Source organism: Marispirochaeta aestuarii (assembly GCF_002087085.1).
Lineage (GTDB): Bacteria > Spirochaetota > Spirochaetia > JC444 > Marispirochaetaceae > Marispirochaeta > Marispirochaeta aestuarii.
Genome location: NZ_MWQY01000010.1, coordinates 23,204 through 45,911 on the forward strand (window position 1 = coordinate 23,204; position 22,708 = coordinate 45,911).

General features: G+C 55.4%; 22 protein-coding genes. 8 read left to right on the top strand and 14 right to left on the bottom strand.

Going from position 1 to position 22,708, the window contains the following annotated elements:
* Positions 1–18 precede the first annotated feature (18 nt).
* Positions 19–1,290 (bottom strand): MFS transporter, encoded by a 1,272-nt coding sequence (locus B4O97_RS09930; RefSeq protein WP_158084244.1) that lies wholly within the window; start codon positions 1,288–1,290, stop codon positions 19–21.
* Between the two features lie 126 nt (positions 1,291–1,416).
* Between B4O97_RS09930 and B4O97_RS09935 the strand changes: the two genes are divergently transcribed.
* The 4 genes from B4O97_RS09935 (at position 1,417) to B4O97_RS09950 (ending at position 5,878) form a co-directional block, all read left to right on the top strand.
* The gene (locus B4O97_RS09935; protein ID WP_158084245.1) at positions 1,417–2,157 is read left to right on the top strand and encodes a substrate-binding periplasmic protein; all 741 of its coding nucleotides are present in this window, start codon (positions 1,417–1,419) and stop codon (positions 2,155–2,157) included.
* Complete coding sequence (locus B4O97_RS09940; protein WP_083050492.1) at positions 2,157–3,581, top strand: ATP-binding protein; 1,425 nt, start codon at positions 2,157–2,159, stop codon at positions 3,579–3,581. Before B4O97_RS09935 ends, B4O97_RS09940 begins: the two co-directional genes overlap by 1 nt.
* Before the next feature lie 129 nt (positions 3,582–3,710).
* On the top strand, positions 3,711–4,877 hold the full coding sequence (locus B4O97_RS09945) for an aminotransferase class V-fold PLP-dependent enzyme (RefSeq protein WP_083050493.1): 1,167 nt from the start codon (positions 3,711–3,713) through the stop codon (positions 4,875–4,877).
* Between the two features lie 41 nt (positions 4,878–4,918).
* Entirely contained in the window at positions 4,919–5,878 is a 960-nt protein-coding gene (locus B4O97_RS09950) for an iron-sulfur cluster assembly scaffold protein (protein WP_083050495.1), read from the top strand.
* Positions 5,879–5,894: 16 nt separating this feature from the next.
* Here the strand turns inward: B4O97_RS09950 and B4O97_RS09955 are convergent, their stop codons facing one another.
* From B4O97_RS09955 to B4O97_RS09965, 3 genes are read right to left on the bottom strand one after another with little or no spacing between them, the layout of a single operon-like run.
* Positions 5,895–6,344 carry a YaiI/YqxD family protein gene (locus B4O97_RS09955; RefSeq protein ID WP_158084246.1) on the bottom strand — a complete coding sequence of 150 codons (450 nt, stop codon included), beginning with the start codon at positions 6,342–6,344 and terminating at the stop codon, positions 5,895–5,897.
* A gap of 1 nt (position 6,345) precedes the next feature.
* Complete coding sequence (gene manA, locus B4O97_RS09960; RefSeq protein WP_198947053.1) at positions 6,346–7,485, bottom strand: mannose-6-phosphate isomerase, class I; 1,140 nt, start codon at positions 7,483–7,485, stop codon at positions 6,346–6,348.
* 24 nt (positions 7,486–7,509) lie between these two features.
* Positions 7,510–8,517 carry a LacI family DNA-binding transcriptional regulator gene (locus B4O97_RS09965; protein ID WP_083050499.1) on the bottom strand — a complete coding sequence of 336 codons (1,008 nt, stop codon included), beginning with the start codon at positions 8,515–8,517 and terminating at the stop codon, positions 7,510–7,512.
* A 109-nt stretch (positions 8,518–8,626) separates the two neighbouring features.
* Here B4O97_RS09965 and B4O97_RS09970 point away from each other — a divergent pair, with 109 nt between their 5' ends.
* Both B4O97_RS09970 and B4O97_RS09975 read left to right on the top strand, forming a co-directional pair.
* The gene (locus tag B4O97_RS09970; protein WP_083050501.1) at positions 8,627–9,673 is read left to right on the top strand and encodes a UDP-glucose--hexose-1-phosphate uridylyltransferase; all 1,047 of its coding nucleotides are present in this window, start codon (positions 8,627–8,629) and stop codon (positions 9,671–9,673) included.
* Entirely contained in the window at positions 9,670–10,911 is a 1,242-nt protein-coding gene (locus tag B4O97_RS09975) for a galactokinase (RefSeq protein WP_233143009.1), read from the top strand. Before B4O97_RS09970 ends, B4O97_RS09975 begins: the two co-directional genes overlap by 4 nt.
* Here the strand turns inward: B4O97_RS09975 and B4O97_RS09980 are convergent, their stop codons facing one another.
* Together B4O97_RS09980 and B4O97_RS09985 are read right to left on the bottom strand one after the other, a co-directional pair.
* Positions 10,912–11,193 carry a hypothetical protein gene (locus B4O97_RS09980; RefSeq protein WP_143305637.1) on the bottom strand — a complete coding sequence of 94 codons (282 nt, stop codon included), beginning with the start codon at positions 11,191–11,193 and terminating at the stop codon, positions 10,912–10,914.
* Between the two features lie 153 nt (positions 11,194–11,346).
* A complete protein-coding gene (locus B4O97_RS09985; protein ID WP_083050505.1) occupies positions 11,347–12,774 on the bottom strand; it encodes an FAD-dependent oxidoreductase in 1,428 nt (475 codons plus the stop codon).
* 283 nt (positions 12,775–13,057) lie between these two features.
* Here B4O97_RS09985 and B4O97_RS09990 point away from each other — a divergent pair, with 283 nt between their 5' ends.
* Positions 13,058–14,713: a diphosphate--fructose-6-phosphate 1-phosphotransferase gene (locus tag B4O97_RS09990; protein WP_083050507.1), complete on the top strand. Its 1,656-nt coding sequence runs from the start codon at positions 13,058–13,060 to the stop codon at positions 14,711–14,713.
* A 96-nt stretch (positions 14,714–14,809) separates the two neighbouring features.
* On the opposite strand, the gene B4O97_RS09995 is transcribed toward B4O97_RS09990, so the two are convergent.
* Both B4O97_RS09995 and B4O97_RS10000 read right to left on the bottom strand, forming a co-directional pair.
* A complete protein-coding gene (locus B4O97_RS09995) occupies positions 14,810–15,730 on the bottom strand; it encodes a 1-phosphofructokinase family hexose kinase (RefSeq protein ID WP_083050508.1) in 921 nt (306 codons plus the stop codon).
* Entirely contained in the window at positions 15,731–16,879 is a 1,149-nt protein-coding gene (locus B4O97_RS10000) for an iron-containing alcohol dehydrogenase (RefSeq protein ID WP_083050510.1), read from the bottom strand.
* 111 nt (positions 16,880–16,990) lie between these two features.
* On the opposite strand from B4O97_RS10000, the gene B4O97_RS10005 reads away from it, so the two are divergent.
* Positions 16,991–17,488, top strand: a complete 498-nt coding sequence (locus B4O97_RS10005) for a deoxycytidylate deaminase (protein ID WP_083050702.1) — start codon at positions 16,991–16,993, stop codon at positions 17,486–17,488.
* Positions 17,489–17,504: 16 nt separating this feature from the next.
* Here the strand turns inward: B4O97_RS10005 and B4O97_RS10010 are convergent, their stop codons facing one another.
* The 6 genes from B4O97_RS10010 to B4O97_RS10035 form a co-directional block, all read right to left on the bottom strand.
* Positions 17,505–17,810, bottom strand: a complete 306-nt coding sequence (locus B4O97_RS10010) for a YhbY family RNA-binding protein (protein ID WP_096348876.1) — start codon at positions 17,808–17,810, stop codon at positions 17,505–17,507.
* Between the two features lie 4 nt (positions 17,811–17,814).
* A complete protein-coding gene (locus B4O97_RS10015) occupies positions 17,815–18,984 on the bottom strand; it encodes a hypothetical protein (protein ID WP_143305639.1) in 1,170 nt (389 codons plus the stop codon).
* A 3-nt stretch (positions 18,985–18,987) separates the two neighbouring features.
* Complete coding sequence (locus tag B4O97_RS10020; RefSeq protein WP_083050514.1) at positions 18,988–20,352, bottom strand: MFS transporter; 1,365 nt, start codon at positions 20,350–20,352, stop codon at positions 18,988–18,990.
* Positions 20,353–20,407: 55 nt separating this feature from the next.
* A complete protein-coding gene (locus tag B4O97_RS10025) occupies positions 20,408–21,295 on the bottom strand; it encodes a fructosamine kinase family protein (RefSeq protein ID WP_083050516.1) in 888 nt (295 codons plus the stop codon).
* Positions 21,292–21,786: a low molecular weight protein-tyrosine-phosphatase gene (locus B4O97_RS10030; protein ID WP_083050517.1), complete on the bottom strand. Its 495-nt coding sequence runs from the start codon at positions 21,784–21,786 to the stop codon at positions 21,292–21,294. The genes B4O97_RS10025 and B4O97_RS10030 overlap by 4 nt, the downstream gene beginning before the upstream one ends.
* A 62-nt stretch (positions 21,787–21,848) precedes the next feature.
* The gene (locus B4O97_RS10035) at positions 21,849–22,586 is read right to left on the bottom strand and encodes a GNAT family N-acetyltransferase (protein ID WP_083050519.1); all 738 of its coding nucleotides are present in this window, start codon (positions 22,584–22,586) and stop codon (positions 21,849–21,851) included.
* Between the last annotated feature and the right edge of the window lie 122 nt (positions 22,587–22,708).

The window sequence follows — 22,708 nt, forward strand, 5'->3', positions numbered from 1 at the left end:
GCCGTATCCCGAAGGGCTTCAGTCCGTCACAGACTCCGGGGAATACCTTTTTCCGGAGATTGCCAGGAGGGCGATGAAAACCAGGACCAGTGCTGCGTAAACAAGGGCGGTGACGGAAAAGGCGCTTTGAAAGCCGTAGCGGTCGATTCCCATGCCTATCAGGGGAGTCAGGGTCGCACCACCGACCATTCCGGCGGCATAATAGATTCCCAGCACGCTGGAGCGCTTCCGGGGTGATACGTTTTCGATGATAAAGGCTTCGGAAACCGGCATCCGGGCAAAAAGGACTACCCCGAAACCCATCATTATTACGTAGGTCAGCGGGCCGTATGGAACAAGGGTGACAAGACCGATGACGGGAATCAGCAGCAGACTCATGGCTACCAGTACCGAGACACGGCCGATTCTGTCGGAAAAATATCCGCTCAAAGGAGCTGCCCAGAAGCCGACGGAATAGATAATCGACAGGGTCATGGCCGCAGCCTTTTCATCCACATGAAAAAAATCGAGCATGACCATGGGAGTGAAGGTAATACAGGCCTGCCCGAAGGAGGTGGCAGCGCTGGTCAGAGCGATAAAAGCGACCAGGCGAAGGGATTTCGTCCAGTCCCCGGGCGGAACGATCCGGGTGTGAATATGGGTCGGAGACGGAGCATCCGGCAGTTCCGATGCAGCCCCGGCTGTTTCTGCGGCTGAAGGTCTGGGAGCCGCTCCGATGCCGATTCGACCAAGAAAAAGAAAAAAGAACACCCCGAAAACAAAGACCGGCAGAGCGGTTCCCAGAAAGGCACCGCGCCAGCCCCAGAGCATCGCCAGACTGATGCCGATAACCGGAGAAATAAAATGGCTCATGGAACCGCCGATAACATGGAAGCCCAGGGCCTTTCCCCTGTGGGACTCTCCCACGGCGCCTATGATCAGGGGAGGCGCGGCGGGGTGGTATCCTCCCCCGGCAAGTCCCATGAGGACAAGAAAAAGAATCAGCAGCGGAAGTCCGGTGGAGAGCCCCACCATAGCACCGGCCAGAGCGACGCCGGCAAGCCCGATGGTCATGACAATCCGGGCACCGACCTTGTCGGCCAGCCAGCCGGCGGGAAGCTGCCCCAGCCCGTTGGAAAAGTTGAACGCCGCAGCGACCAGGCCCGCTGCGGTGTAGGAGAGGCTAAAGGTATCCCGGATAAAAGGGAGCATGGGAATGACCAGGGCCGTCAGCAGATGATGGGAAAAGTGGGACAGAATGAACAGGGTTACAAACCCTGCAAGACGAAGGGTGAGTCCTTTTTGCGCCACGCTGCCAGGCTCCTTGTCGGTGGTATGCAGCAAGTATACAATCGAAGGTTCAGGAATGCAAGTGGGAGAACAAAAAGAGACTGCAATCGTTTGACAGGGAAAGATTCTGTTTCTAAAATTTCTAGGGTGAAAAGGCAAATATTCGGACTTATTGTCATCAGCATGATATTTACCTATGTTCTTCATGGAGAGAACAGGATATATACCGTAAGTACTTCCTACAACAATCTCCTCTCCAATGAAAAGCACGATGGAATGCTGGATAGGATCATACAGGAAACCTTCAGACGGGCCGGTCTCGAATGTATGATTGTGTACCGACAAACGGATCAGTCCCTGTTCGATGTCAACGCCGGGCTCCTGGATGCGGAGATCAATCGTATTGCCGGCATGGAGACCTCCTTCCCGAATCTGTTGCACCTTACCGAGCCCAATATGACCATGCATTTCGTCGCCTTCGCAAAACATGAGTTCCCCATTGACGGATGGAAAAGCATCAGGAACCTGAATGTCGGTGTAGTGCGGGGCTGGAAGATACTGGAATGGCATACCGATGGCTTTCCGAAGGTGGTGTACGTGCCGACGGAGAAGGAACTGTTCAGAATGCTTGACCTTGGACGCCTCGATATCGCTCTCTACTCAAAACTCACAGGTTACGCCGCGTTGAGGGAGTACAAGTATCAGAATATCCGGCACCTGGAGCCTCCCCTGGAAAGCCAGGAGATGTTCCTGTACCTTCATTCAAAAAACAGTCACCTTATTCCGGGACTGGATGCTGCCCTGAAGAGCATGAAAAACGACGGGAGCTATGATCGGATCGTGCGGGAGACCCTGGACCGTTATCTGGGTCACGAGCGGTTTGATTGATGAAAGCACTCCAGTCGAAATTCACCTCCCTGGGGTATCGATTTGCCCTGTACATTTTCCTTGTTTTCCTGCTCATCGGAATCCTGTTTTCCGTGGTCAGTATGTTAGCATCCCTGGACAGACAGATAACACGGATCGAGGGATACCTGAACGATATACTGGCTGAAAGCATTCCACACATTACCCGAGACCTGTGGATAACCGACTACTCTCAGGTGTATCACCAACTGCGGTTGATTCAGGTATTTCCCTATGTTGAGCGTGTGGAAGTGCATTACATCGGAAGTCAGATAATAACAGTGGGAGACATACAACGCGAGCATTACCGCCTCAGGAAATATCCCCTTATCTATGAATATGATGAACAGAATAAAGAGCTCGGCGTTCTGACAGTGTTCATTGACTATAAACAAATGCAGGAAGAGATCCTCTCCGCCAGGATACTGGAATTCACCCTGCATCTGCTCCTTGTAATCGTATTGGCCGCCGCCGTGGCGGTCCTTTTTAGATTCATGCTTGGAAGGCACCTGGTTTATATGACATCCTTTATTCAGCAAAACACCGATGCAGAACAGTGGAGCCCCCTGTGTCTTGAACGCAGAACGATATTTAATGATGAATTAAGCCTGCTCACGGAGGCCTTCAATTCTTTTCAGAAGGAAAAATCTTCCATACTTGAACAGAAAACAGACCTGTCGCTAAGAATGGAAGAACTGGCCAGAGACAAGGAGACCTTTCTTTCCATAATTTCTCATGATCTGCGTTCACCTGTCTCGGGTTTTAAAAATCTTACATCCCTGCTGGTACAGGACTTCGAGAGACTGGATACGAAAGAGCTGCGGACCATGCTTATTGAACTGGAAAAAGCAGGATCCCGGGTCTACGATCTCCTGGAAAACCTGCTCGAGTGGTCCGCCCTTGAACGGGGTAAACTCGTTCCAAGAAAGGACAGGCTCCCCGCATGCCTCCTCCTGCAGAACGCCTTTGAGAACATGGAACATCATGCCCGAACAAAGAACATCACTTTGAATATCTCCTGCCCGGAGGATTGTTTCATTGCAGGAGACGAGCGGATGACCATGGTCGTACTGCGCAACCTGATCTCCAATGCGATCAAATATACCCCCGTCGGGGGATCGGTCCATGGGGAAATATCCAAAGTCGACTCCATGGTGCGTTTCGTTGTTTCCGATACGGGAACAGGCATGGAGCCGGAAACAGCTGCGAAACTCTTCGACCGGAGGCAGAAGATCTCCTCTGTCGGAACGGAAGGAGAAAAGGGGGCCGGTATCGGTACAGTGCTGGCGGCAGATTTCATTGCACTGCAGCAGGGAAAAATATGGGCCCGGAGCGAACCGGGGAACGGGACCCGTGTATGCTTTACCCTGAGGGAATGGAAAAATGGTGAACCGGCTTCGCCATAAAGAGAGGCCTATACATTACTATTACGATAATGTATAATTGAATCGATCTGAACGGCCCGGGGCTTTCCATAGCGGAGATTGTTCAGTATCTTCTACCAGTCAATCATTACAGCTCAAGGAAGTTAACAGATGGAACGGGTTTATCTCGACAACAACGCAACCACAATGGTGGACCCAAAGGTCAAACAGGCCATGGATCCCTATTATATGCAGCAGTACGGCAACCCCAATTCACTGCACAGCTTCGGAACGGAGGTCCATCCGGAGATGAGCATCGCCCTCGACCGTCTCTATGAGGGTATCGGTGCAGCGGATGAGGACGATATAATAATCAACGCCTGCGCAACCGAAGGAAACAATACGGTTTTACAAGGCATCTGGTCCGGAAAACTGAAGGAGAACCGGCCCTTCCATCTGGTGATAAGTCAGATCGAACACCCCAGCATAGCCCACACCGCAGACTGGCTGGAATCTATGGGCGTCCGGGTAACCCGTCTGCCGGTGGACGAACAGGGACTGGTTACGCCGGAAATTCTGAAGGAGCATGTCTCCCGGGGTAGCGCGGACCTTGTCAGTATTATGTGGGCCAATAACGAAACAGGACTGATCAATCCGGTTCAGGACCTCTGCAGAACCGCCCACGACATGGGGGCACTTTTTCATACCGACGCAGTACAGGCGGTGGGGAAGATCCCGGTCAATGTGGGAGAACTGGGATGTGATTACCTGACCTTCAGTGCCCACAAGTTTCACGGTCCCAAAGGCGTTGGAGGACTCTTCGTAAAGCGGGGGGCCCCGCCGGTCAGCCTGCTGTACGGAGGCGAACAGATGGGAGGCAAACGGGCGGGTACCGTTAATGTTGCCTACATGATCGGAATGGGACTGGCCATGAAGCTTGCAACGGATGCTCTGGACTATGAAAATACGAAGGTCAGGGAACTCAGGGACCGACTGGAAGACGCCCTTAAAAGGATTCCTGACACCGTTATCCTCGGCCGTCGGGAAAACCGGACGCCCAATACCATCCTGGTGAGTTTCAAGGGCATCGAGGGCGAGGCTTTTCTGTGGGACCTGAACACCAACGGCATTGCCGCCAGTACCGGGAGCGCCTGCTCTTCGGAAGACCTGGAGGCCGATGCAACCCTCAGGGCAATGAAACTGGGGGCCGACCTGGCCCACACGGCGGTCCGTTTTTCTTTGAGCCGGTTTACCACTGACGAAGAAATTGATTATACAATAGAAACAATCCGGAAAGTCGTCCAGCGGCTGCGGAGCATTTCCAGCACCTATAGTTAAACGAACGCGGCGGCTTTACCGACCGTGAAAGAGGAGATACCATGGCAAAAGGAGATCTTATCGGCGGCACCCTCTGGGACCAGTATTCCGGCAAGGTAGCCGACCGTATGAATAATCCCCGTCATCTGGGAGCAATAAGCGAAGAAGAGGCCGCAGCCTTGAACGCGGAACTCGTTGTTGCGGACTACGGGGCAGAAAGCTGCGGCGATGCGGTTCGCCTGTATTGGGCAGTGAACAGGGATTCGGGAAAAATAGTCAAAGCCAGCTTCAAAAGCTTCGGCTGCGGAACCGCCATAGCCTCCAGCGATATGATGGCGGAGCTGTGCCTCGGCAAAACCGTGGACGAGGCGGTCAGGATAACCAACATAGACGTGGAACACGCCCTCCGGGACAACCCGGATATACCGGCGGTTCCGCCCCAGAAGATGCACTGCTCGGTAATGGCCTACGACGTAATAAAAGCGGCGGCCGCCAAATTCAAGGGGGTTGACCTGAGTTCCCTTGAAGAGGAAGAAATCGTCTGCGAATGCGCCAGGGTCAGCCTGGGTACCATCCAGGAGGTTATCCGCCTGAACGATCTCAAGACCGTGGAAGAGATCACCGCCTACACCAAAGCCGGGGCCTTCTGCAAATCCTGTATTCGTCCCGGGGGACACGAAAGCCGTAAATACTACCTTGTGGACATTCTCAAGGAGACCCGGGCGAAGATGGAGGAAGAAACCCTGGCAAGAGAGGATCTCCCCTTTGCCGCCCTGAGCCCCTTCAAGCAGGCAAAGGCGGTGGAAACCCTCTTTGACGCGGAGATACGTCCCGCCCTCAAGCAGGACGGCGGAAACGTGCAGATCGTCGATCTCTACATTTCCGAAGAGTGCCCGGTAGCAGAAATCAGTTACGAAGGCGCCTGTATAAGCTGCCCGGCCTCCGGTGTCGGGACCCTCGGTTTTATCGAGAAGATCCTGCAGGACAAACTGGATAAGCGTTTTCAGGTAAAAATAGTCTGAGGGCAGCTCAAAAAATCTAGCGGATACCCAGGCGGCGGAGTTCCCGGTCAAAACGGTCGGCAAAACGCTTGACCTCCGCCGCACTGTAGCTCCTGGTGCCGGAAGAGGACAGTCCCGCTTCCTTGAGCGCCAGGTTCCAGTTGCGCTGGGAGAGCCTTTCTTTGATTGTATCCCGGTCAAAGCGGTCTCCCCGGTCGTTGATTACCACTGCCTCCTTTTCTATAAGGCGGGCGGCCAGGGGGATGTCCCTGGTTATGGCCATATCACAGGGGGCAATGGACTCGAGGATATAATCGTCGGCGCTCTGCCCTTCATCCACAACAAACATGCGGCAGAGCCGGCAGGGTTCAAATTCCACCACGCGGTTGGCCACGAAAACCGCTTCCAGTCCCTCTCTGCAGGCCGCCCGGGAGACTATGTCCCGAACCTTTCTCGGCAGGGAGTCCGCGTCAAGCCAGATGATCATTTCAGGGCACCGCCGCCCGGAAAAGAGTTCCCTCCCCTTCCAGAGTACAGGATCCATGGTCCGCGGTAACAAAGAGGGAATCCCCGGGAGCAAGATCAAAGACTCCTTCCGCCCTGAGTCTGCCCCCGGTGCAGAGCAGGATTTCACAGGAATCCGGGTGTTCAAGGTCAAGGTTTGCGCCTCCTGGCAAGTCAAAACGGGAGAGCATGAACTCGTCAACCGGAGGACGGTATATTCTTTCGCCATTCCCTCCCGGGAGGGGAGAAAAGAGCCCCGGCTTGGAGGCCGAAAAATCCAGAACTGCGCAGAGTTCCTCCAGATCAATGTGCTTCGAGGTAAGACCGCCCCGCAGGACGTTATCGCTGTTGGCCATCAGTTCGATTCCGAGTCCTCCCAGATAGGCGTGGATCTTTCCGGCATCCAGGTAGATGGCCTCCCCTTCCCTCAGTTCCAGGATATTCATGTACAGGGGAGCGGCTACACCGATATCCCCGGGGTATGCTTCCTCGAGACGCAGGATCCATTCGAAAGTCCCCTCCTCCTGTCCCCTGGCGGCGGAGCAGATATCGGCGATCAGCTTTCCGGGTTCAGGGAAACTCATCAGGGCACGAAAGAAGGTCTTGAGGTCACCCCGGGCATCTGCAACAATACGCCCATAGACGGAGACTCCCAGAACATCCGCATAGTGCCGGATCTCATCCATGGAGCGGAAGCCCAGGAGGGCAGAAAAATCCCCCAGGGCAAGCAGAATCTCCGGCTTGTGCATCTTATCCCTGTAGTTACGCTCAAAGGCACCCAGGGGTATACCTGCCGCGTTTTCCCGGGCAAAACCGGTCCGGGCGGCCTCTTTACCGGGGTGGGCCTGGATTGAAAGGGGTCTGCCGGCGGCCAGGATCTTGAACAGAAAGGGCAGAGCACCGAAGCGTTCCGCCGGACCTTTTCCAAGACGCCCCACAGGATCCCTGGCGATAAAATCGTTCAAGGGGACCGGGCCCGACTCAGTCTCCACCATTGAGGGATTCCTGGGGTGCGCACCCATCCAGAGCTCAGCCCAGGGTTCAGCCTCCGGGTTCCTGATCCCCAGGAGTTCGGGCAGTAAAGAAGGGGATCCCCAGGAATAGTGCTGTACACTGTTTTTCATACGGTAAAGAGCCATGTATGCATTTTATGAAGAGGATTCCGGCGGGTCAAGCAGAGGTCCCGGAACAAGCAGAGGCGCCAGGGTAAAATCCAGGGACTGACCTCGAAGTATAAAGTCCACAAGTCCCTGAACGGCCCGTCGATACAGGGCTCCGAGGCGGAGGTCGACACTGGGAATCCTGCGGGAAAGTCCCAGGTCCACCGGCAGATTGTCGTATCCGGCTACAAGACACTCCTCCGGCACCCGGATATTACACTCCCCCAGCCCCCGCAGGATACCCAGAGCCGTAAGATCGTTTACCCCGCAGACGGCATCGATTCTGCCGGCCCTGACTTCCGGGGCAATGACAGCGGCTGCAGCCATGCCGCCGTCGATACCCACCGGGGTTTCGATAAGGGGAACCTCCCCGCCGAATCCTTCTCTGAAGCCCTTGAGCCGCTGCCTGTGGGCTTCCACCTCTTTGAGATGTCCGCTTACATAGACGGCATTGCGGTAGCCGGCGGCATAAAAAGCCTCTCCCAGGAGCCGTCCTCCGGCGAAGTTGTCCGTGGAGCAGCGGGAGAAGCCTGTGAGGGTCTCCGTATGATGAGCGCAGACGTAGGGAATACCTGTCCCGGCGACAGCCGAGGCATACTCCCGCTCTTCGGTATTGAAGGCCAGGATACCGTCACACTCCCCGGCGAGAGTCCGCAGATGCTTCAGGGACCCGATGCTGCGCATTTCGAGTCGAAAGGAGCTTTCCGAAACAGCCTGCACAACAGCCCGTAAAATGTCTGCATAGAGCCAGTTAAAAAAGCGCATATCCGGCCAGGAATAGGTGCCCCCTTTCCGGTATTCCAGGAAAATCAGAACCCCCGTCCCCCGGCGGCGCAGCGCGCCGGCATTCTTGTCCGGCCTGTATCCCAATTCCGAAGCCACCCGGCGTACGAGCTCTGCAGTCCCCGTCTCCACCCTGTCCGGATGGTTGAACACCCGTGAAACTGTAGCGCCGCTGACTCCGGCGCGGCGGGCGACATCATCCCTGTTGGCCATTCAATTATCCTTGACCGAGAAAAATATTCGGTGTACCATCGCATGTACACGTGTACATAAGTATACGGAAGGTATCACGCAGAAGTCAATATACCTGGAGGAGTTTCTCATGAGTTCCATACACAGGAGCCCCCACCGACGTTTTAACCCCCTTTCCGGGGAGTGGCTGCTGGTCTCTCCCCAGCGGACCCAGCGCCCCTGGCAGGGCCAGAAGGAGGCAGAAAAGTCCGGAATTCAGGCCTCCTATGACCCTGACTGCTACCTCTGCCCGGGAAATACCCGCGCCGGAGGCATCCGGAACCCCAGGTATACCGAGACCTATAGTTTTATCAACGATTTTTCGGCCCTCCTGCCGGAGACGGGTGAAGAAAAGGCCGTCGAACAGGAACTCTTCCAGGCAGTCCCGGAGAGAGGCATCTGCAGGGTGATCTGTTTTTCTCCCCGTCACGATCTGACGGTGGCCCGTATGGACCATGGGGAAATACGCAACATAGTAGACCTCTGGGTCAGGGAGTACCGCGACCTGAGCCGGGTGGATTATATCTCCTATGTACAGATTTTTGAGAATCGCGGCGAGATAATGGGCTGTTCAAATCCTCATCCCCATGGCCAGATATGGAGCAGTGAGCACATCCCCGAACTTCCGTCAAAAGAGACGGAACGCCAGGAGGAATACTTCAGGATGCATCGGAGTCCCATGCTGCTGGACTACCTGGAAACGGAACTTAAGGAGCAGGAGAGAATCGTCTGCACCAACAGGGATTTTGCGGTCCTTGTTCCCTACTGGGCGACATGGCCCTATGAGACCATGATCCTGCCCCGCCGTCAGGTCACCAGCATCGATGAGCTCAGCGGCCCTGAGCGGGACAATCTGGCCGATGCCGTCGGCAGGCTGACGGTAAAGTACGACAACCTTTTCAAAACCAGCTTCCCCTATTCCATGGGCATCCACGGCGCCCCTTGCGATACGGGGAGCTATCCCGGATGGCAGATGCACCTTCACTACTTTCCGCCCCTCCTCCGTTCGGCGACAATCCGTAAGTTCATGGTCGGGTACGAGCTCCTTGCGACTCCCCAGCGGGACATCACCCCGGAACAGGCGGCAGCCATTCTCAGGGAACTTCCGGAAACACACTACCTGGAGGAAAGATCGTGAACAGGCGACAATGGAGGGCCGCCGGAATTTCGCAGAAATACGCTACAGTCACGAAGGAGAGAATGGACTATCTTCTGGAGGGTTTCGACGACTCCGGAGAACTGCGGATCTTTTCGGCCCCCGGAAGAACGGAACTAGCCGGAAACCACACTGACCACAACCGTGGCTGGGTTCTGGCGGGAGCGGTCCACCTGGACGCCCTTGCCGCGGTAGCTCCCAGATCCGACAGCAGGGTAATCCTGCAATCAGCCGGCTACAGGGGAAGCTTTCGGGTGAACCTCTCGGACCTCGAACCCCGGCCGGGGGAAGCGGGAAAACTGGAGGGCCTTGTCCGGGGGGTCGCCGCGGAATTCTCCCGCCGCGGACTGGGCTACGGGGGATTCGAAGGCAGAATCCACAGCCTTATACCTGCGGGGTCCGGTTTAAGCTCTTCCGCCGCCCTGGAGGTCCTGTTGGGTACTGTCCTGTCGGGACTCTACAACGGGGGATCTGTTCCCGGAATTGAGCTTGCGAAGATCGGCCAGGCCGCGGAAAACAAGTACTTTTACAAACCCTGCGGACTTATGGACCAGACGGCCTGCGCTTCGGGGGGTATTACCGCCATAGATTTTTCAGATCCCGAAGACCCCAGGGTGAACAGAATGGATTTCTCCTTCAGTGATCACGGCTATATCCTCTGCGTAGTAAACACCGGGGGCAGTCACGCCGACCTCACGGAGGATTACGCCGCATGCCCCGGAGAAATGTTTGCAGTGGCCAGGGCCCTCTCACGAAGAAGTGCGTCGGAGATCAGGGAAGAGGAGCTGCTTTCGGCCATACCGGACCTCAGGTCTTCCTGCGGCGACCGGGCTATTTTACGGACCCTCCATTTTATCAATGAAAACCGCCGCGTCCTGGACATGACCAGAGCTGTCGGGGAAGGGAACATCGCCGACTATATCTCCGGCATGAAAGCCTCGGGAGATTCCTCCTGGAGGCTGCTGCAGAACTGCTACTCCCCGGGAAACCCTTCACAGCAGGGTATTCCCCTGGCCCTGGAACTCGCGAAGCTGGCGGTTGAAGATGATTCAGCCTTCAGGGTCCACGGAGGCGGTTTTGCCGGCACCATCCAGGGCCTGGTAAAAAACGACGCCTTCGGGCCTTTTACAGAGAGCATGGAGCAGGTCTTCGGAAAAGGAGCGGTGATCCCTCTGCAGATCCGCCCCCGGGGATGTATTGAACTGACTCCTGAAGAATAACTACTGCTTCAGTTTCTGCTTGAGGGCCATAAAAACCCTGGCGTTCTGCTCCTGAAAAAAATCCCGCGACTCAAGGTACTCCCGGGCGATCTCGCAGAACTCGTCGGAAAGGTTGAAGGTGCCGAAATGCTTATAGGCTTTGCGCGGGGTGGATTCCCGGAATATCCCGTGCTGCTCATTGATGCAGATACCGAGGTTCTCCACCCAGATTTCGATAATCATGTTATCAGGACTGAACAGATCGGATTTATTACCTTTTGTGGCATACACTACTGCTTTCATTTTCGCCTCGACTTTAGACAGCTAAGCTATACTCTACAGTAGGAGTTCCTCAAAATCAATCTTTCTGAAGGGCAATATGAACATTGCGGAAAAAATTGGGCCCACCGGAGATTAGTTCCGGCGGGCCGATATTCTTACGATTGAACCAGAGGATTATTCAGCCGCGTATCTTCCCGCTACCTTGCCGGTAACCGCTGCATGGGTCAGGGAGTCACCTCCGCGGTATCCATAGGCGCGATAACCGCCGGTGGTTTCACCAGTAGCGTAGAGTCCGGGAATAACCGATCCATCCTCCTTGACCACCTGGCATTTCTCATCGATCTTAAGCCCTCCCGGCGTCATAATGGTGCCAGGTTTTACCTCGATAAAGTAGAACGGTGCCTTGGCGAGTTCCTTAACATAGATATCCCTTCCAAACTCGTCCTCCTTTTCGCCTCGAATAACCTGATTAAAACGGTCAATCGTCCCGGTCAGGTTTTCCACCGGTACTCCCATCTTATCCGCCAGCTCTTCGATACTTGCCGCTTCTATTACCATCCCCATATCGATATACTCCGGGACCTTGTACACACTCTCCTTGACCTGACTGTCAAAAACCTCGTAGTAGGAAGGCTCACCCTTTTCAATCAGGACCATCGATACCTCGGTGTAGGGCTTTGTTTCATTGGTGAAGCGTTCCCCCTGAGAATCGACAATGATCGCGCCCTTGGAAAGTACCAGGGACGTAATAAGGAGCTTTTTGTTCACCTCGACGGTGGGGGTTAACCAGGGAACATCCAGATCGATAGTCGCAGCACCCAGTTTAAGGGCTTCGGCGTGCATTTCTCCCGTGGTTCCGGGACTCCCGGCGTAGATTACACCTTCAGCTTCGGGGGTGTATTCAGCAAGACGATCCGGATCAGCGCCGAATCCGCCGGCAGCCAATACCACGCTCTTTGCAGAAAAGTTGTGTTCCCTGCCGTCCGCATCAAGGGCCCTCACACCCTTTACCTGTCCGCTCTCGTCTGAAAGCAGTTCTGCAGCGGGAGTTTCAAACATTATCTCCACCCCCAGTTCCCTGGCGGATTCAACCAGAGCCGTAATCATGGCGGAGCTGCTGGGTGTAACCTGGTGTGCCCGGGCAAAGGCACTTCCCATAACAGGGGTTACCTTGTCGTCAAATACAACGCCGTGGTTTACCAGCCAGTCAAAAACCTCTCCACCCTTATCCGCCATCATGCGGGTCTGCATGGGGTCCCTTTTATCTCCGCTGACCCTCATGGCTTCTTCGTAAAATGCATCCGGGGTATCTTCGATGCCCAGCTCCTTCTGAAGAGAGGTGGCTCCCAAGTAAAATATACCCGTGGAAAGTACTGTATTCCCCCCGGGAAATGCCAGTTTTTCCAGCAGCAGCACCTCTGCCCCGTTTTCTGCAGCCGAGATGGAACTTGTTAAGCCCGCGAGGCCGGCGCCTACCACAATTACATCGTACTCGCTGCCGCCGGAGACCTCAGCTTCTGTACCCTTCTGACAACTCATCAGGGCAAAGGGGATAATAACCATTACAAATAGAAGAATTCGCTTGAACAACATGTTTTGCATATGAGGCTCCTCTGTCGAGTCAAAGAAAATATCAAATAGATAATTTCTTTTCGTTATATTCGTATCCAATGTAATTGACCTAATAACTATAGTCAAGTAATTGGATCAATTTACAGGACAATCTTCCACGTATCCTCCGGGCATCACGCGGTTGACGAGGACATGCGCCAGCGTATATAAAAATACAATACCGGGGACCTCCAGAGCCGAGAAAAGGACCGTTGTCAGAGGATCCCTGCTGACAGTGCATTAAATCCATATTTATGCGAAACAAGGAGCTTATATGAACATTTCACCCCTGCAGGAAGCCCGTTACAAGTACGAGCCCAAATTGCCGGAAATTCTGAAAAACGCGGTTGATGCGATCAAGGTCAGCCTCGGTGACCCGACTCAGTCAGTAGCAGATCAGGAGGAACTCAAACAGCTCTTCCCCAATACCTACGGCATGCCGGTGGCAGGCTTCACGAAGGGGGAGAATCCCGGAGCCGGAAAAGCGATCAATGTGGGAGTCATTCTATCCGGAGGACAGGCTCCGGGGGGACACAATGTCATCGCCGGCCTGTATGACGGTCTCAAGAAGGGCAATAAAAACAGCAAGCTTATCGGTTTTCTCGGCGGTCCTTCGGGGCTCACCAGCGACGAGGCCCTTGAGTTCAGCGATGAATATATGGACCGGTACCGGAATACCGGAGGTTTTGATATTATCGGTTCCGGTCGGACCAAGCTCGAAACCGAGGAACAGTTCGATACCTGTATAGAGGTGTGCAAAAAACGGAATATCAGCGCCCTTGTCATTATAGGCGGAGACGATTCCAACACCAACGCGGCGGTCCTGGCGGAGTATTTTCAGCAGAAGAAAGCCTCCATTCAGGTAATCGGGGTTCCCAAGACCATCGACGGCGACCTGAAGAACGAACATATCGAGACCTCCTTCGGCTTCGACACCGCAACCAAGACCTACTCAGAACTGATCGGAAACATCGAGCGGGACGCCAACTCCGCAAAAAAATACTGGCATTTCATCAAACTGATGGGAAGAAGCGCCTCCCACATCGCCCTGGAGTGCGCCCTTCAGACCCGTCCCAATGTGGCGATCATCTCCGAAGAGGTGGAAGAGAAAAAACAGACCCTGGATCAGGTGGTGGGAAACATTATCGACACCATTGTAACGAGGGCGGAAAAGGGAGAGAACTTCGGGGTCGTCCTGGTTCCTGAAGGGCTTATCGAGTTTATCCCGGAAATGAAGACCCTTATCGGAGAGCTGAACGATCTTCTCGCGGAACACCAGGCCTATTACGCTACCCTGAACACCTTTGAAGACCAGTCGGAATGGATCAACAAGAACCTCTCCAGGGAGTCCTCCTACGTGTTCTCTTCCCTGCCGAACAATATTCAGCGACAGCTCCTGATGGACCGGGATCCCCACGGAAACGTCCAGGTCTCCCGGATTGAAACCGAGAAACTGCTGATCGAAATAATCGAGGACAGGCTCCGGGAGATGAAGACCGAGGGCAGGTACTCCGGGAAGTTCTCCCATCAGCACCACTTCTTCGGCTACGAAGGACGCTGTGCCTTTCCCTCGAACTTTGACGCCGACTACTGCTACTCCCTGGGCTTCAACGCCTTTGTTCTTATTGCCAACGGACTGACCGGGTATATGTCGTCGGTGAAAAACCTGTCGAAGCCCGCCAGCGAGTGGATCGCCGGGGGAATTCCGGTGACCATGATGATGAACCTGGAGCAGCGTCACGGCAAAAAGAAACCCGTTATCCGCAAGGCCCTGGTGGAGCTCGACGGAAAACCCTTCAAGGCCTTCGCTGCAGAGAGGGAAACCTGGGCGGTGGAGACAAGCTTTGCATATCCCGGGGCAATCCAGTACTACGGTCCCGACGAGGTATGCAATCAGCCCACCATGACCTTGAAGATCGAACACAAATAGCAGATATTTTTCTGAACAAACCTGCCGGCCTCCGTGGAAGGGGCCGGCTTTTTTTCAGCTTTTCAAGGGCGGCTCTAAAACCCTTTTAGAACTGCCTTAAGCAATTACCCCTGGCTTTATGAATCCGGCGTTGGCGGCTGCACAGTCCCTTGCCGTCTCCAGGGCCCGGGCAAAGCCCTCATCCTTCGCCAGGCTGTGGGACAATCCGGCGGTAAAAGCGTCGCCGCAGCCTATGGTGTTCACCGGCGTAATCTGACGGGCCGGCTGTCGGATCAGTTCCTTTCCGTCCCAGCCCAGGGCTCCGCGGGCACCAAGGGTCAGCACCGTGAGGGATCCGTATTCGCGGTGGATCCGTTTCATCTCTTCTACGGCATACTCAAGGACCTTGTCATCCTCTTCGTGCTCCTCCACCGCGAGCTCCGGGAGGAAGGTCGCACAGAACTCGCTGAGGTTCGGCTTTATCAGGCCAGGACCGAAGGGCAGACAGGCACGAAGGTCGGCGCCTTTTATATCCAGCACACTGTACACTCCGAGGGCGGAAGCCTTTTTCACCATCCAGGGATAGAGATCACCGCTGTAGCCGGGTGCTTTGGTTCCCGAGATAATCAGGAAATCGCAGTCCATAATACGCTTCGCAAACTCCTCCCGCACCATACTGTCCGTATCCGGGCCCACGGGCCCTGCATCTGCTATAAGCTCGGTGGTACTGCCCTTTTCCCTGCTTAAAAGGGTTACGCAGGTGCGAATCTGGGAAGCGGATTCCACGGCCGCCAGAATAAGACCGTCCTCACGGCACATGGCCAGGAACCTCTCCCGGTCCTCTCCTCCGGCGTGGGTAAGATGGACAACCTCGTCCTCCAGCTGGGTCAGGACCCGGGCGACATTGACGCCTTTTCCGGAGGCATGAAGAAAATGAGTATGCGTCCGGTTGACCCGGTTTTCCTTCCAGGACTCGAAGAGCAGGGTCCGCTGCATTACAGGATTCAGACTTACCGCAAGAAAGCGTTTATGCGGCATCTAAAGACGCTCCAGAAATATTTCCGCCACCTCTTTTTCACTGAACAGGACGGGGCTCTCCTTCATGCCGGTCGCCCCTGCCAGTTCGACAAGTTCATCCGCCGTAAACCCGTACTCTCCGAAGCCCGGCAGCCCGGAATCCTCCAGCCAGCCGTCCAGGAGCTCTGCCAGATCATCAACCTCGCTGTTCAGAGCCTCGGCGGCTTTTTCAAGCTTCCGTATCAGCAGGCGCTGCTCCTGCGCCCTTGCCCGCATCAGGATACGCCTGACGGTGCCGGGAAGCAGCAGCCCGCAGACCAGACCGTGGGGAATCTCCCGGGCCGCACCAATCGGGCTCGCGGCGCCGTGAATCATTCCAAGCCCGGCATTGGCCAGCACCACTCCGGAAAGATAGGCCGCATAGCCCATCTTTCCCCGGGCACTGACATTTCCCGGATTCTGCAGCAGGGCAGGAAACGCCCGCCCGGCAGCCACCAGCCCCGAGACCGCCAGGGCATCGGTAAAAGAGCTTGACCCGGTGGACATAAGGGCTTCCATGAGCTGGGTAATCGCATCCAGTCCTGCCGCGGCGCTGACTCCCAGGGGAGCATCGACTGCCAGAAGAGGATCTATAAGCGCCAGCTTCGGTACAAAGTTGTCGTGCCGCAGGGACTTTTTGAAACCGCCGATTTCGCTCAGGACGGCGTTCTTTGTGGCTTCCGAGCCGGTTCCGGCGGTTGTCGGGACAGCATATACAGGGAGACTGGCTCCGGAGGGGACCGTACTGCCTACGCCTTCCAGAAAATCCTTGACGCTCCGCTTTCCGGCGGCACCGGGTTCCGCCAGCATTGCGGCCACAGCCTTTGCGGCATCGATAACACTGCCGCCTCCCAGTGCGATAATCAGGCCGGGTTTGTTTTCAGACCAGGTGTTGACTATATCATCAACAATACGCGGAGAAGGCTCTCCGGAGACAGGCACTTCAACGAACTCGATGTCCCGGGAACTCAGCTCGCGGCACAGCCTGTCGCCCCAACGGGACCAGACCGCCCGGCCATGCACAATTCCGATCCGTCTGACGGATGATTCGGCTACCAGATCGGGAAGTTTTTCAAAAGCCCCCTCTTCTATCAGCAGCCGGGGCAGGGCCGCAACTTTTAGCGTTTTCATAGGTACCAGTATAGGGTAAGCCGGCGGAGAGTGTCAAAAGAGGAAGCGAAGGGAAAAACCCTGGCCGTGTATCCCCTCTTTAGGCCAAGACATGCTACAATACCTTCGGTTATGGAAAAACAGGAAAACTATAGGCGTCCAAGCTGGGACGAGTATTTCATGGAAGTGTGTGATGCCATTGCCAAGCGGGCAACCTGCGACCGGGGACGCTCCGGCTGTGTTATCGCCAGGGACCGCCAGCTCCTGGTAACAGGCTACGTGGGATCACCGGTTGGGTTTCCCCACTGCGACGAGGTGGGACACCAGATAAAGAAACTGGTACACGAGGACGGCAGCGTAAGCCAGCACTGCATGAGGACCGTCCACGCGGAGCAGAACGCCATCTGTCAGGCTGCCCGACGGGGTGTGGCCCTCGACGGAGCTACCCTCTACTGCACCATGACCCCCTGCCGCACCTGCGCCATGCTGATTATCAACTGCGGGATCAGGCGGGTGGTCTGCAAGCGGAAATATCATGCGGGGGCAGAGTCGGAAGAATTTTTTCGCCGTGCCGGAATTCAGCTGGATTATTTCAGCGAGGATACCGAGAGCTACGACAGGCAGAGCTGATCGCCAGCTTTCCTCTCTATTCCGGCAGGGTGTAGCGCCTCTTTTCAGGCTCCTCATGGGGCCTGTAATAGACTGCCACGTTTCCGATGATACGGACAAGCCGGGCATCGACGCCCCGGGCCAGTTCCGCGGCAATCGTTTTACGGTCCTCCTTGTAGTCAACAAAACGCAGCTTTACAAGCTCATGAGCCCGTAAAGCCTCCTCCAGGGCCTTTATCAGCTGAGGGGTTGCCCCCTCTTTTCCCAGCATCACCACCGGTTTAATAAGACTTGCCTTGGCGCTCAAGAATTTACGCGCCCCACTGTTCAGTTCCTCAGCCATTGTATTATTCATTCCTGTCTGTCAGATTATTCGGAAACACGATGGGCGTCCATCCCGCCGGGTCTGCCATATCTGCGGCAATGAGTCCCAGGTCGACCTGGTCCGTAAGCTCCGCAACAACATAAGCTTTGCCTGCATGGGTGTAGCGCGCACCCCCTCCGCTTACATCCACCGCCCCCAGGGCGTGGGCGTACTTCTCGGAGACCAGGAGAATAGCGTCTATATCGAAGGAATGCAAGAGGATTACGTACAAGAGTCCCAGGGAGTCACAGTCTCCGGAAGAGCTCACCACGGCCTGGACGGGATCGACAAAATCGCTGAAGGTACCTGAGCGTCGATAGGTAAAGCTCTGCAGCCAGACAAGGAGTTCCTCCGCTATTTCCCGGGCTTCCCTGGCCGAGGGATTCCGGGGAAAAATCTCATGCAGCGCGAGGGTCAGGGGCTCAAGGCCGGCGACGGAATCCCGGTAGAGGACACGAAAAAAACGTTCCCAGGCGGCTACACTTCCCGCGGCCCCCAGAATACGGGCCTCCCTTTCGGTCACGTAGGAAGCGGTCTCTACCTCTCCCTGATCGAGGCGGACAGTTTTTCTTGTTCCTGCGACAGCTATTTCCACAGAGCTTCTGCGGCCGCCGGAAAAGAGCCGGTCAAAGGAGGCGACGGGTCCCGGAAGTCTGTCAGTCAGCGCAAGGGGAGAATAGGAATCCATGGCGGAGAGGATCAGATCGTTATACGCGCCAAGCTGCTCACTGTCGCTGAAGCCGAGAAGAACGACCGGGTCCAGTCCGGAGGATGGATCTGTAAATGCGAAAAGATAGCCGGAAAAGGAAAAGCCCCCGGTGCGGAAATCGACGGTTCCAAAATAGGCCTCCCCTGAGGCGTAGGAGAAACGAGTTCCTTCACCCTCCGCTCCCAGTCTGCCTTCCGTCTCCGAAACCAGGGCATCCAGTCCGGAAAATCCGGGAAAGCGTTTGATCTGCAGGTAGGCGCCCTCACCGCTGAAGGCGAAAGTCAGTTTCTCAGACTCCTGTCCGAGGATCCCCCAGCCTTCGGGGGGATCGATGAAACTCCCGAAGGGTCCCAGGGCAATCTGTTCAGCCGGCAGGACAGCCGGCAGCAGTACGAGAATCAGTACGACCAGAAAAGAACGCCGCATTACAGTAGATCCAGCCACAGTTCAAGCCCCTCCTCTTCCGGCTTCCCGGGCCTCAATGGCGGAACGTATGGCGTTATACCGCTCCTCATTGATCGGGTAAAAGATCAGCACCAGGATGGAGAGCAGAAAAACCACCGCCGGCAGCGGACCAAGAAGGAGCTTGATGGCCCCCAGGGAGGCGGCGTTCTGTACAATGTCCGCCTGAAAGCCCGCGATGCCCAGCATCCAGCCGATAATACCGTTCGCAAGGCCCTGTCCCGTCTTTGTCAGCAGGGTCCAGGTACCGTAAAAAGCCCCCTCCTTGCGGATCCCCGTATCAAGATAATCCTGGTCGATGGCGTCGGGCACCATGGCATAGGGGGTGGGAAAAACAAAGCCGTTGCCGATCCCCGCGACGGCAAAGATGAGCAGAGCTCCTCCGGTACCCACCCCTTCTCCGACAAAATAGAAGACAAAGAGGGCGACGGCGAAAATTCCCAGCCCTATGGCGTAGGTCGCTTTTTTGCCGATCCTTCTGGATATCAGTACGCTTACCGGAATCGAGGGAATTGAGACAATCAGAAGCAGTCCCAGGGCCAGGGTGGTAGCCCCTTCGTTATTGTACACATACTTGAAGTAATAGACCATGATTCCTGAGACGATGGTGATCGCCAGGATATGGAGTACGTAGGCAAAGGTTATAAGCAGATATGGTTTGCAGGCAAAAACCTTCAGATACGAGGCGACAATCCCCTCCCCTTTGGGAATCTCCCTGGTTCCGTGCTCAGGCTCCCGGACTGCAAGAAAGGTCACCAGGGCGCTCAAGGCCATTATGATTCCGAAGATGATTCCCACCGCGCTGAAGCCCTTCTCCACTGTATCGAAAGCGTCCCGCAAAGGAAGAACCGCCACTGCTCCGATCAGGGTCCCGAAGAGGGCGAAGACAAAACGGTAGCCGTTCAGGGAGCTCCTCTCCCGGTAATCCGTGGTCAGCTCCGGTGTGAGGGCCGCGTAAGGAACGATGACAACCGTGTAGGCGGTACCCAGAAGACAATAGGCCAGCAGGGCCCACCAGAAGAGTGACATCTGACTCTCAAGAAAGGATGGTACGCTGAACATGAAGATCATCGCCAGGGCGAGAGGAACTGATCCGAATAGCAGATAGGGTCTGCGTCGTCCCCAGCGGCTGCGGGTTCGATCGCTCAGGACCCCCACCGCGGGATCGGTGACGGCGTCCCATATTCTCCCGATCATGACCACCGTTCCCGCCAGGGCGGCGGAAAGGTGTACCGTATCGGTAAGGTAGTTCATAAGCCAGAAGGCAATAACGGTAAAGTAGAGGTTTCCCCCCAGATCGCAAACACCGAAACCAAGCTTGGTTCTCAAAGACAGCTTCTGTTCTTTCATATACCTGTATCATATACCCCGCCGCTGGGGCTAACAAGCATGGACGTCAGGAAAATCAGGTATAGCGTCGGAGAATCGCCTGTACCGAACCCAGATAGGAAGCGCCGAAAAGGTTCAGGTGATTAAGCATATGATACAGATTGTAGGCATCCCGGCGCCGGCGGTAACCGGACTTAAGAGGATACGCCTCGTTATACGCGGAATAGAAGGAGGGTTTGAAACCGCCAAAGAGTTCGGTCATGGCAAGGTCAGCCTCCCTGTGGCCGTAGTAGACTGCTGGATCTATCAGGACCGGTTCCCCCCTGTCTCCAATCATGTAGTTTCCTCCCCAGAGGTCACCGTGGAGCAGGGAGGGCATCTCGGGTTCGATGAGAATCTCGGGGATCCTGGACATAAACTTTTCGCACTCCCCGGCGGTACCGGTGTCCATGCGTCCCCGGCTGATGGCAAGTTCGAGCTGAAAACCGATCCTTCTTCGGGCGAAAAACTCGAGCCAGTCGGGCATCCAGCCGTTCCTCTGCTCCGTGGCCCCGATATGGTTATCCCCGTCAAAACCGAAGCCTTTATCGGTACCTGCCCGGTGCAGGATCGCCATCTGTCGCCCGAAGAGCTCCCAGAAATCCCTGCCCTTTACCCCGGGGGAGATAAACTCGAGGATCAGTATCTGATCAGTGCCGTCATCATGAAAACCCAGTACCCCGGGAACTCTTGGGCCTCCGGAAACCGCCAAAGCCTCCAGACCCGCGGCTTCAGCGGCAAAGAGTCCGGAATGACTGCTCCTGTTCCGTTTTACGAAGAGCTTTTCACCTCCGGAAAGCGCATACTCCTCTGCATTATTTATACAGCCCCCTCCGAGACCGCGGCGGGAACTCACCCGGGAATCGTTTCCGAAGAGCTCCCGTATCCGGGCTGAAAGATATTCGTCACAGCTGACTTTTGTCACTGGACCAGGGCTCCGGAGATAATATGGTCAAGAAGACTGTCAGTGGTACGATCAACCATTCTGAAGACCTCGGAAAAACCGCTTCTTCCGCCATAATAGGGATCCGGAACATCCCCGGGACCCTCGGGATCAAATTCCCGGAAGAGCCGAATCCGGGAAAGATACCGGCTGTTGCCGTTGACAGCCATTTCCTTCAGGGACTCATAGTTCGTTCGGTCCATGGCGAGGATTATATCGTAGCGGGAAAAATCCTCAGGGATGAACTGCTCCGCCCTGCTGATGGATTTGATTCCGTGACTGGCCAGTTCCTGCCGCATCCGCGAATCCGCAGGTTCCCCGACGTGATACGCAATGGTTCCGGAAGAGGCAACCCTGACCCTCTGATCCAGGCCTCTCTCCCGGAGTTTATGAACCAGAACCGCATGGGCCGCCGGAGACCGGCAGACATTGCCCATGCAGACAAACATGACATTGAAGCTTCGATTACTCATACTCGTTATAAGGTAGCAAATCAGAGGCGGGCTGTTAAGCTGAAACTGAAAAATTATACCCTTCAGCGCAGCAGGGGCTCTCCGGGAATAAAGGAAATCTCCCCCAGGGCATCCCGTGGCCGGGACCACACTCCTCCCCGGGGACTGTATTCGAAGGGAGTAAAGCCGGCCTTGTAGCACATGAAGGGATTGTCATGAACATAGTATCCGAGGTAAAGGTATTTTCTTCCCGTTGCAGCGGCCAGCTGGATAAGATGGATGATGGAGAGCTTCCCCGGACTTACCCGGGCATAATCCCTGTCGTCGTAGTAGGTATATACTGCAGAAAGGCTGCTCGGCACCTGGTCAAAATGGGCGACTGCGACAAGACGCTTACCGTCCCGAAGGGTCAGGATACGGGAAACAGGGTGTTCGGTGAAAAAGCTCTCCCGGAAGATTCGGATATCCGACTGCTCCCCGTCCCCGAAACGTCTCTTGTGCAAATTATAGAGATCAAAAGCCTCCTGAATCGAAGGAGGATCATTGATACGGAGTTCAAGGAACACTGATTTGTTCAGGAGCCTCCGCCATGAACGGTGGAGGGAGATGCCCGTGACCCCGACACGCAGGGGTATGCAGCGTGAACAGACACCGCAGTCGGGGCGAAAATAATAGTTCCCGAAATGCCGGTAGCCATGGGCCAGAAGGGTTTCGTGCTCTTCGGGACCTATGCTGTAGGTAATGAACTGCTCCATACGGGCGGTTTTTCCTTCGAGATAGGGACAGGGGTAAACCGCTGTATCAAGCAAGGCTGCACGCATGCCGGGATCTCCTGCTTAAATGGAACACTCTGAGAGTATAAAAGATTTTCCTGATCAGTGGGAATGCCCTCTCGTCAAAAGGGAAAAAAACAGCTACATTAAAGATTATTATTTGTGTAATC

Bases quoted from the DNA above. Each gene is read 5' to 3' on its own strand.
- B4O97_RS09940 (WP_083050492.1), top strand. From the start codon at position 2,157: ATGAAAGCACTCCAGTCGAAATTCACCTCCCTGGGGTATCGATTTGCC.
- B4O97_RS09945 (WP_083050493.1), top strand. From the start codon at position 3,711: ATGGAACGGGTTTATCTCGACAACAACGCAACCACAATGGTGGACCCA.
- B4O97_RS09950 (WP_083050495.1), top strand. From the start codon at position 4,919: ATGGCAAAAGGAGATCTTATCGGCGGCACCCTCTGGGACCAGTATTCC.
- B4O97_RS09955 (WP_158084246.1), bottom strand. From the start codon at position 6,344: ATGATCATCTGGCTTGACGCGGACTCCCTGCCGAGAAAGGTTCGGGAC.
- manA (WP_198947053.1), bottom strand. From the start codon at position 7,485: ATGAAAAACAGTGTACAGCACTATTCCTGGGGATCCCCTTCTTTACTG.
- B4O97_RS09965 (WP_083050499.1), bottom strand. From the start codon at position 8,517: ATGGCCAACAGGGATGATGTCGCCCGCCGCGCCGGAGTCAGCGGCGCT.
- B4O97_RS09970 (WP_083050501.1), top strand. From the start codon at position 8,627: ATGAGTTCCATACACAGGAGCCCCCACCGACGTTTTAACCCCCTTTCC.
- B4O97_RS09980 (WP_143305637.1), bottom strand. From the start codon at position 11,193: ATGAAAGCAGTAGTGTATGCCACAAAAGGTAATAAATCCGATCTGTTC.
- B4O97_RS09985 (WP_083050505.1), bottom strand. From the start codon at position 12,774: ATGCAAAACATGTTGTTCAAGCGAATTCTTCTATTTGTAATGGTTATT.
- B4O97_RS09990 (WP_083050507.1), top strand. From the start codon at position 13,058: ATGAACATTTCACCCCTGCAGGAAGCCCGTTACAAGTACGAGCCCAAA.
- B4O97_RS09995 (WP_083050508.1), bottom strand. From the start codon at position 15,730: ATGCCGCATAAACGCTTTCTTGCGGTAAGTCTGAATCCTGTAATGCAG.
- B4O97_RS10000 (WP_083050510.1), bottom strand. From the start codon at position 16,879: ATGAAAACGCTAAAAGTTGCGGCCCTGCCCCGGCTGCTGATAGAAGAG.
- B4O97_RS10005 (WP_083050702.1), top strand. From the start codon at position 16,991: ATGGAAAAACAGGAAAACTATAGGCGTCCAAGCTGGGACGAGTATTTC.
- B4O97_RS10010 (WP_096348876.1), bottom strand. From the start codon at position 17,810: ATGGCTGAGGAACTGAACAGTGGGGCGCGTAAATTCTTGAGCGCCAAG.
- B4O97_RS10020 (WP_083050514.1), bottom strand. From the start codon at position 20,352: ATGAAAGAACAGAAGCTGTCTTTGAGAACCAAGCTTGGTTTCGGTGTT.
- B4O97_RS10030 (WP_083050517.1), bottom strand. From the start codon at position 21,786: ATGAGTAATCGAAGCTTCAATGTCATGTTTGTCTGCATGGGCAATGTC.
- B4O97_RS10035 (WP_083050519.1), bottom strand. From the start codon at position 22,586: ATGCGTGCAGCCTTGCTTGATACAGCGGTTTACCCCTGTCCCTATCTC.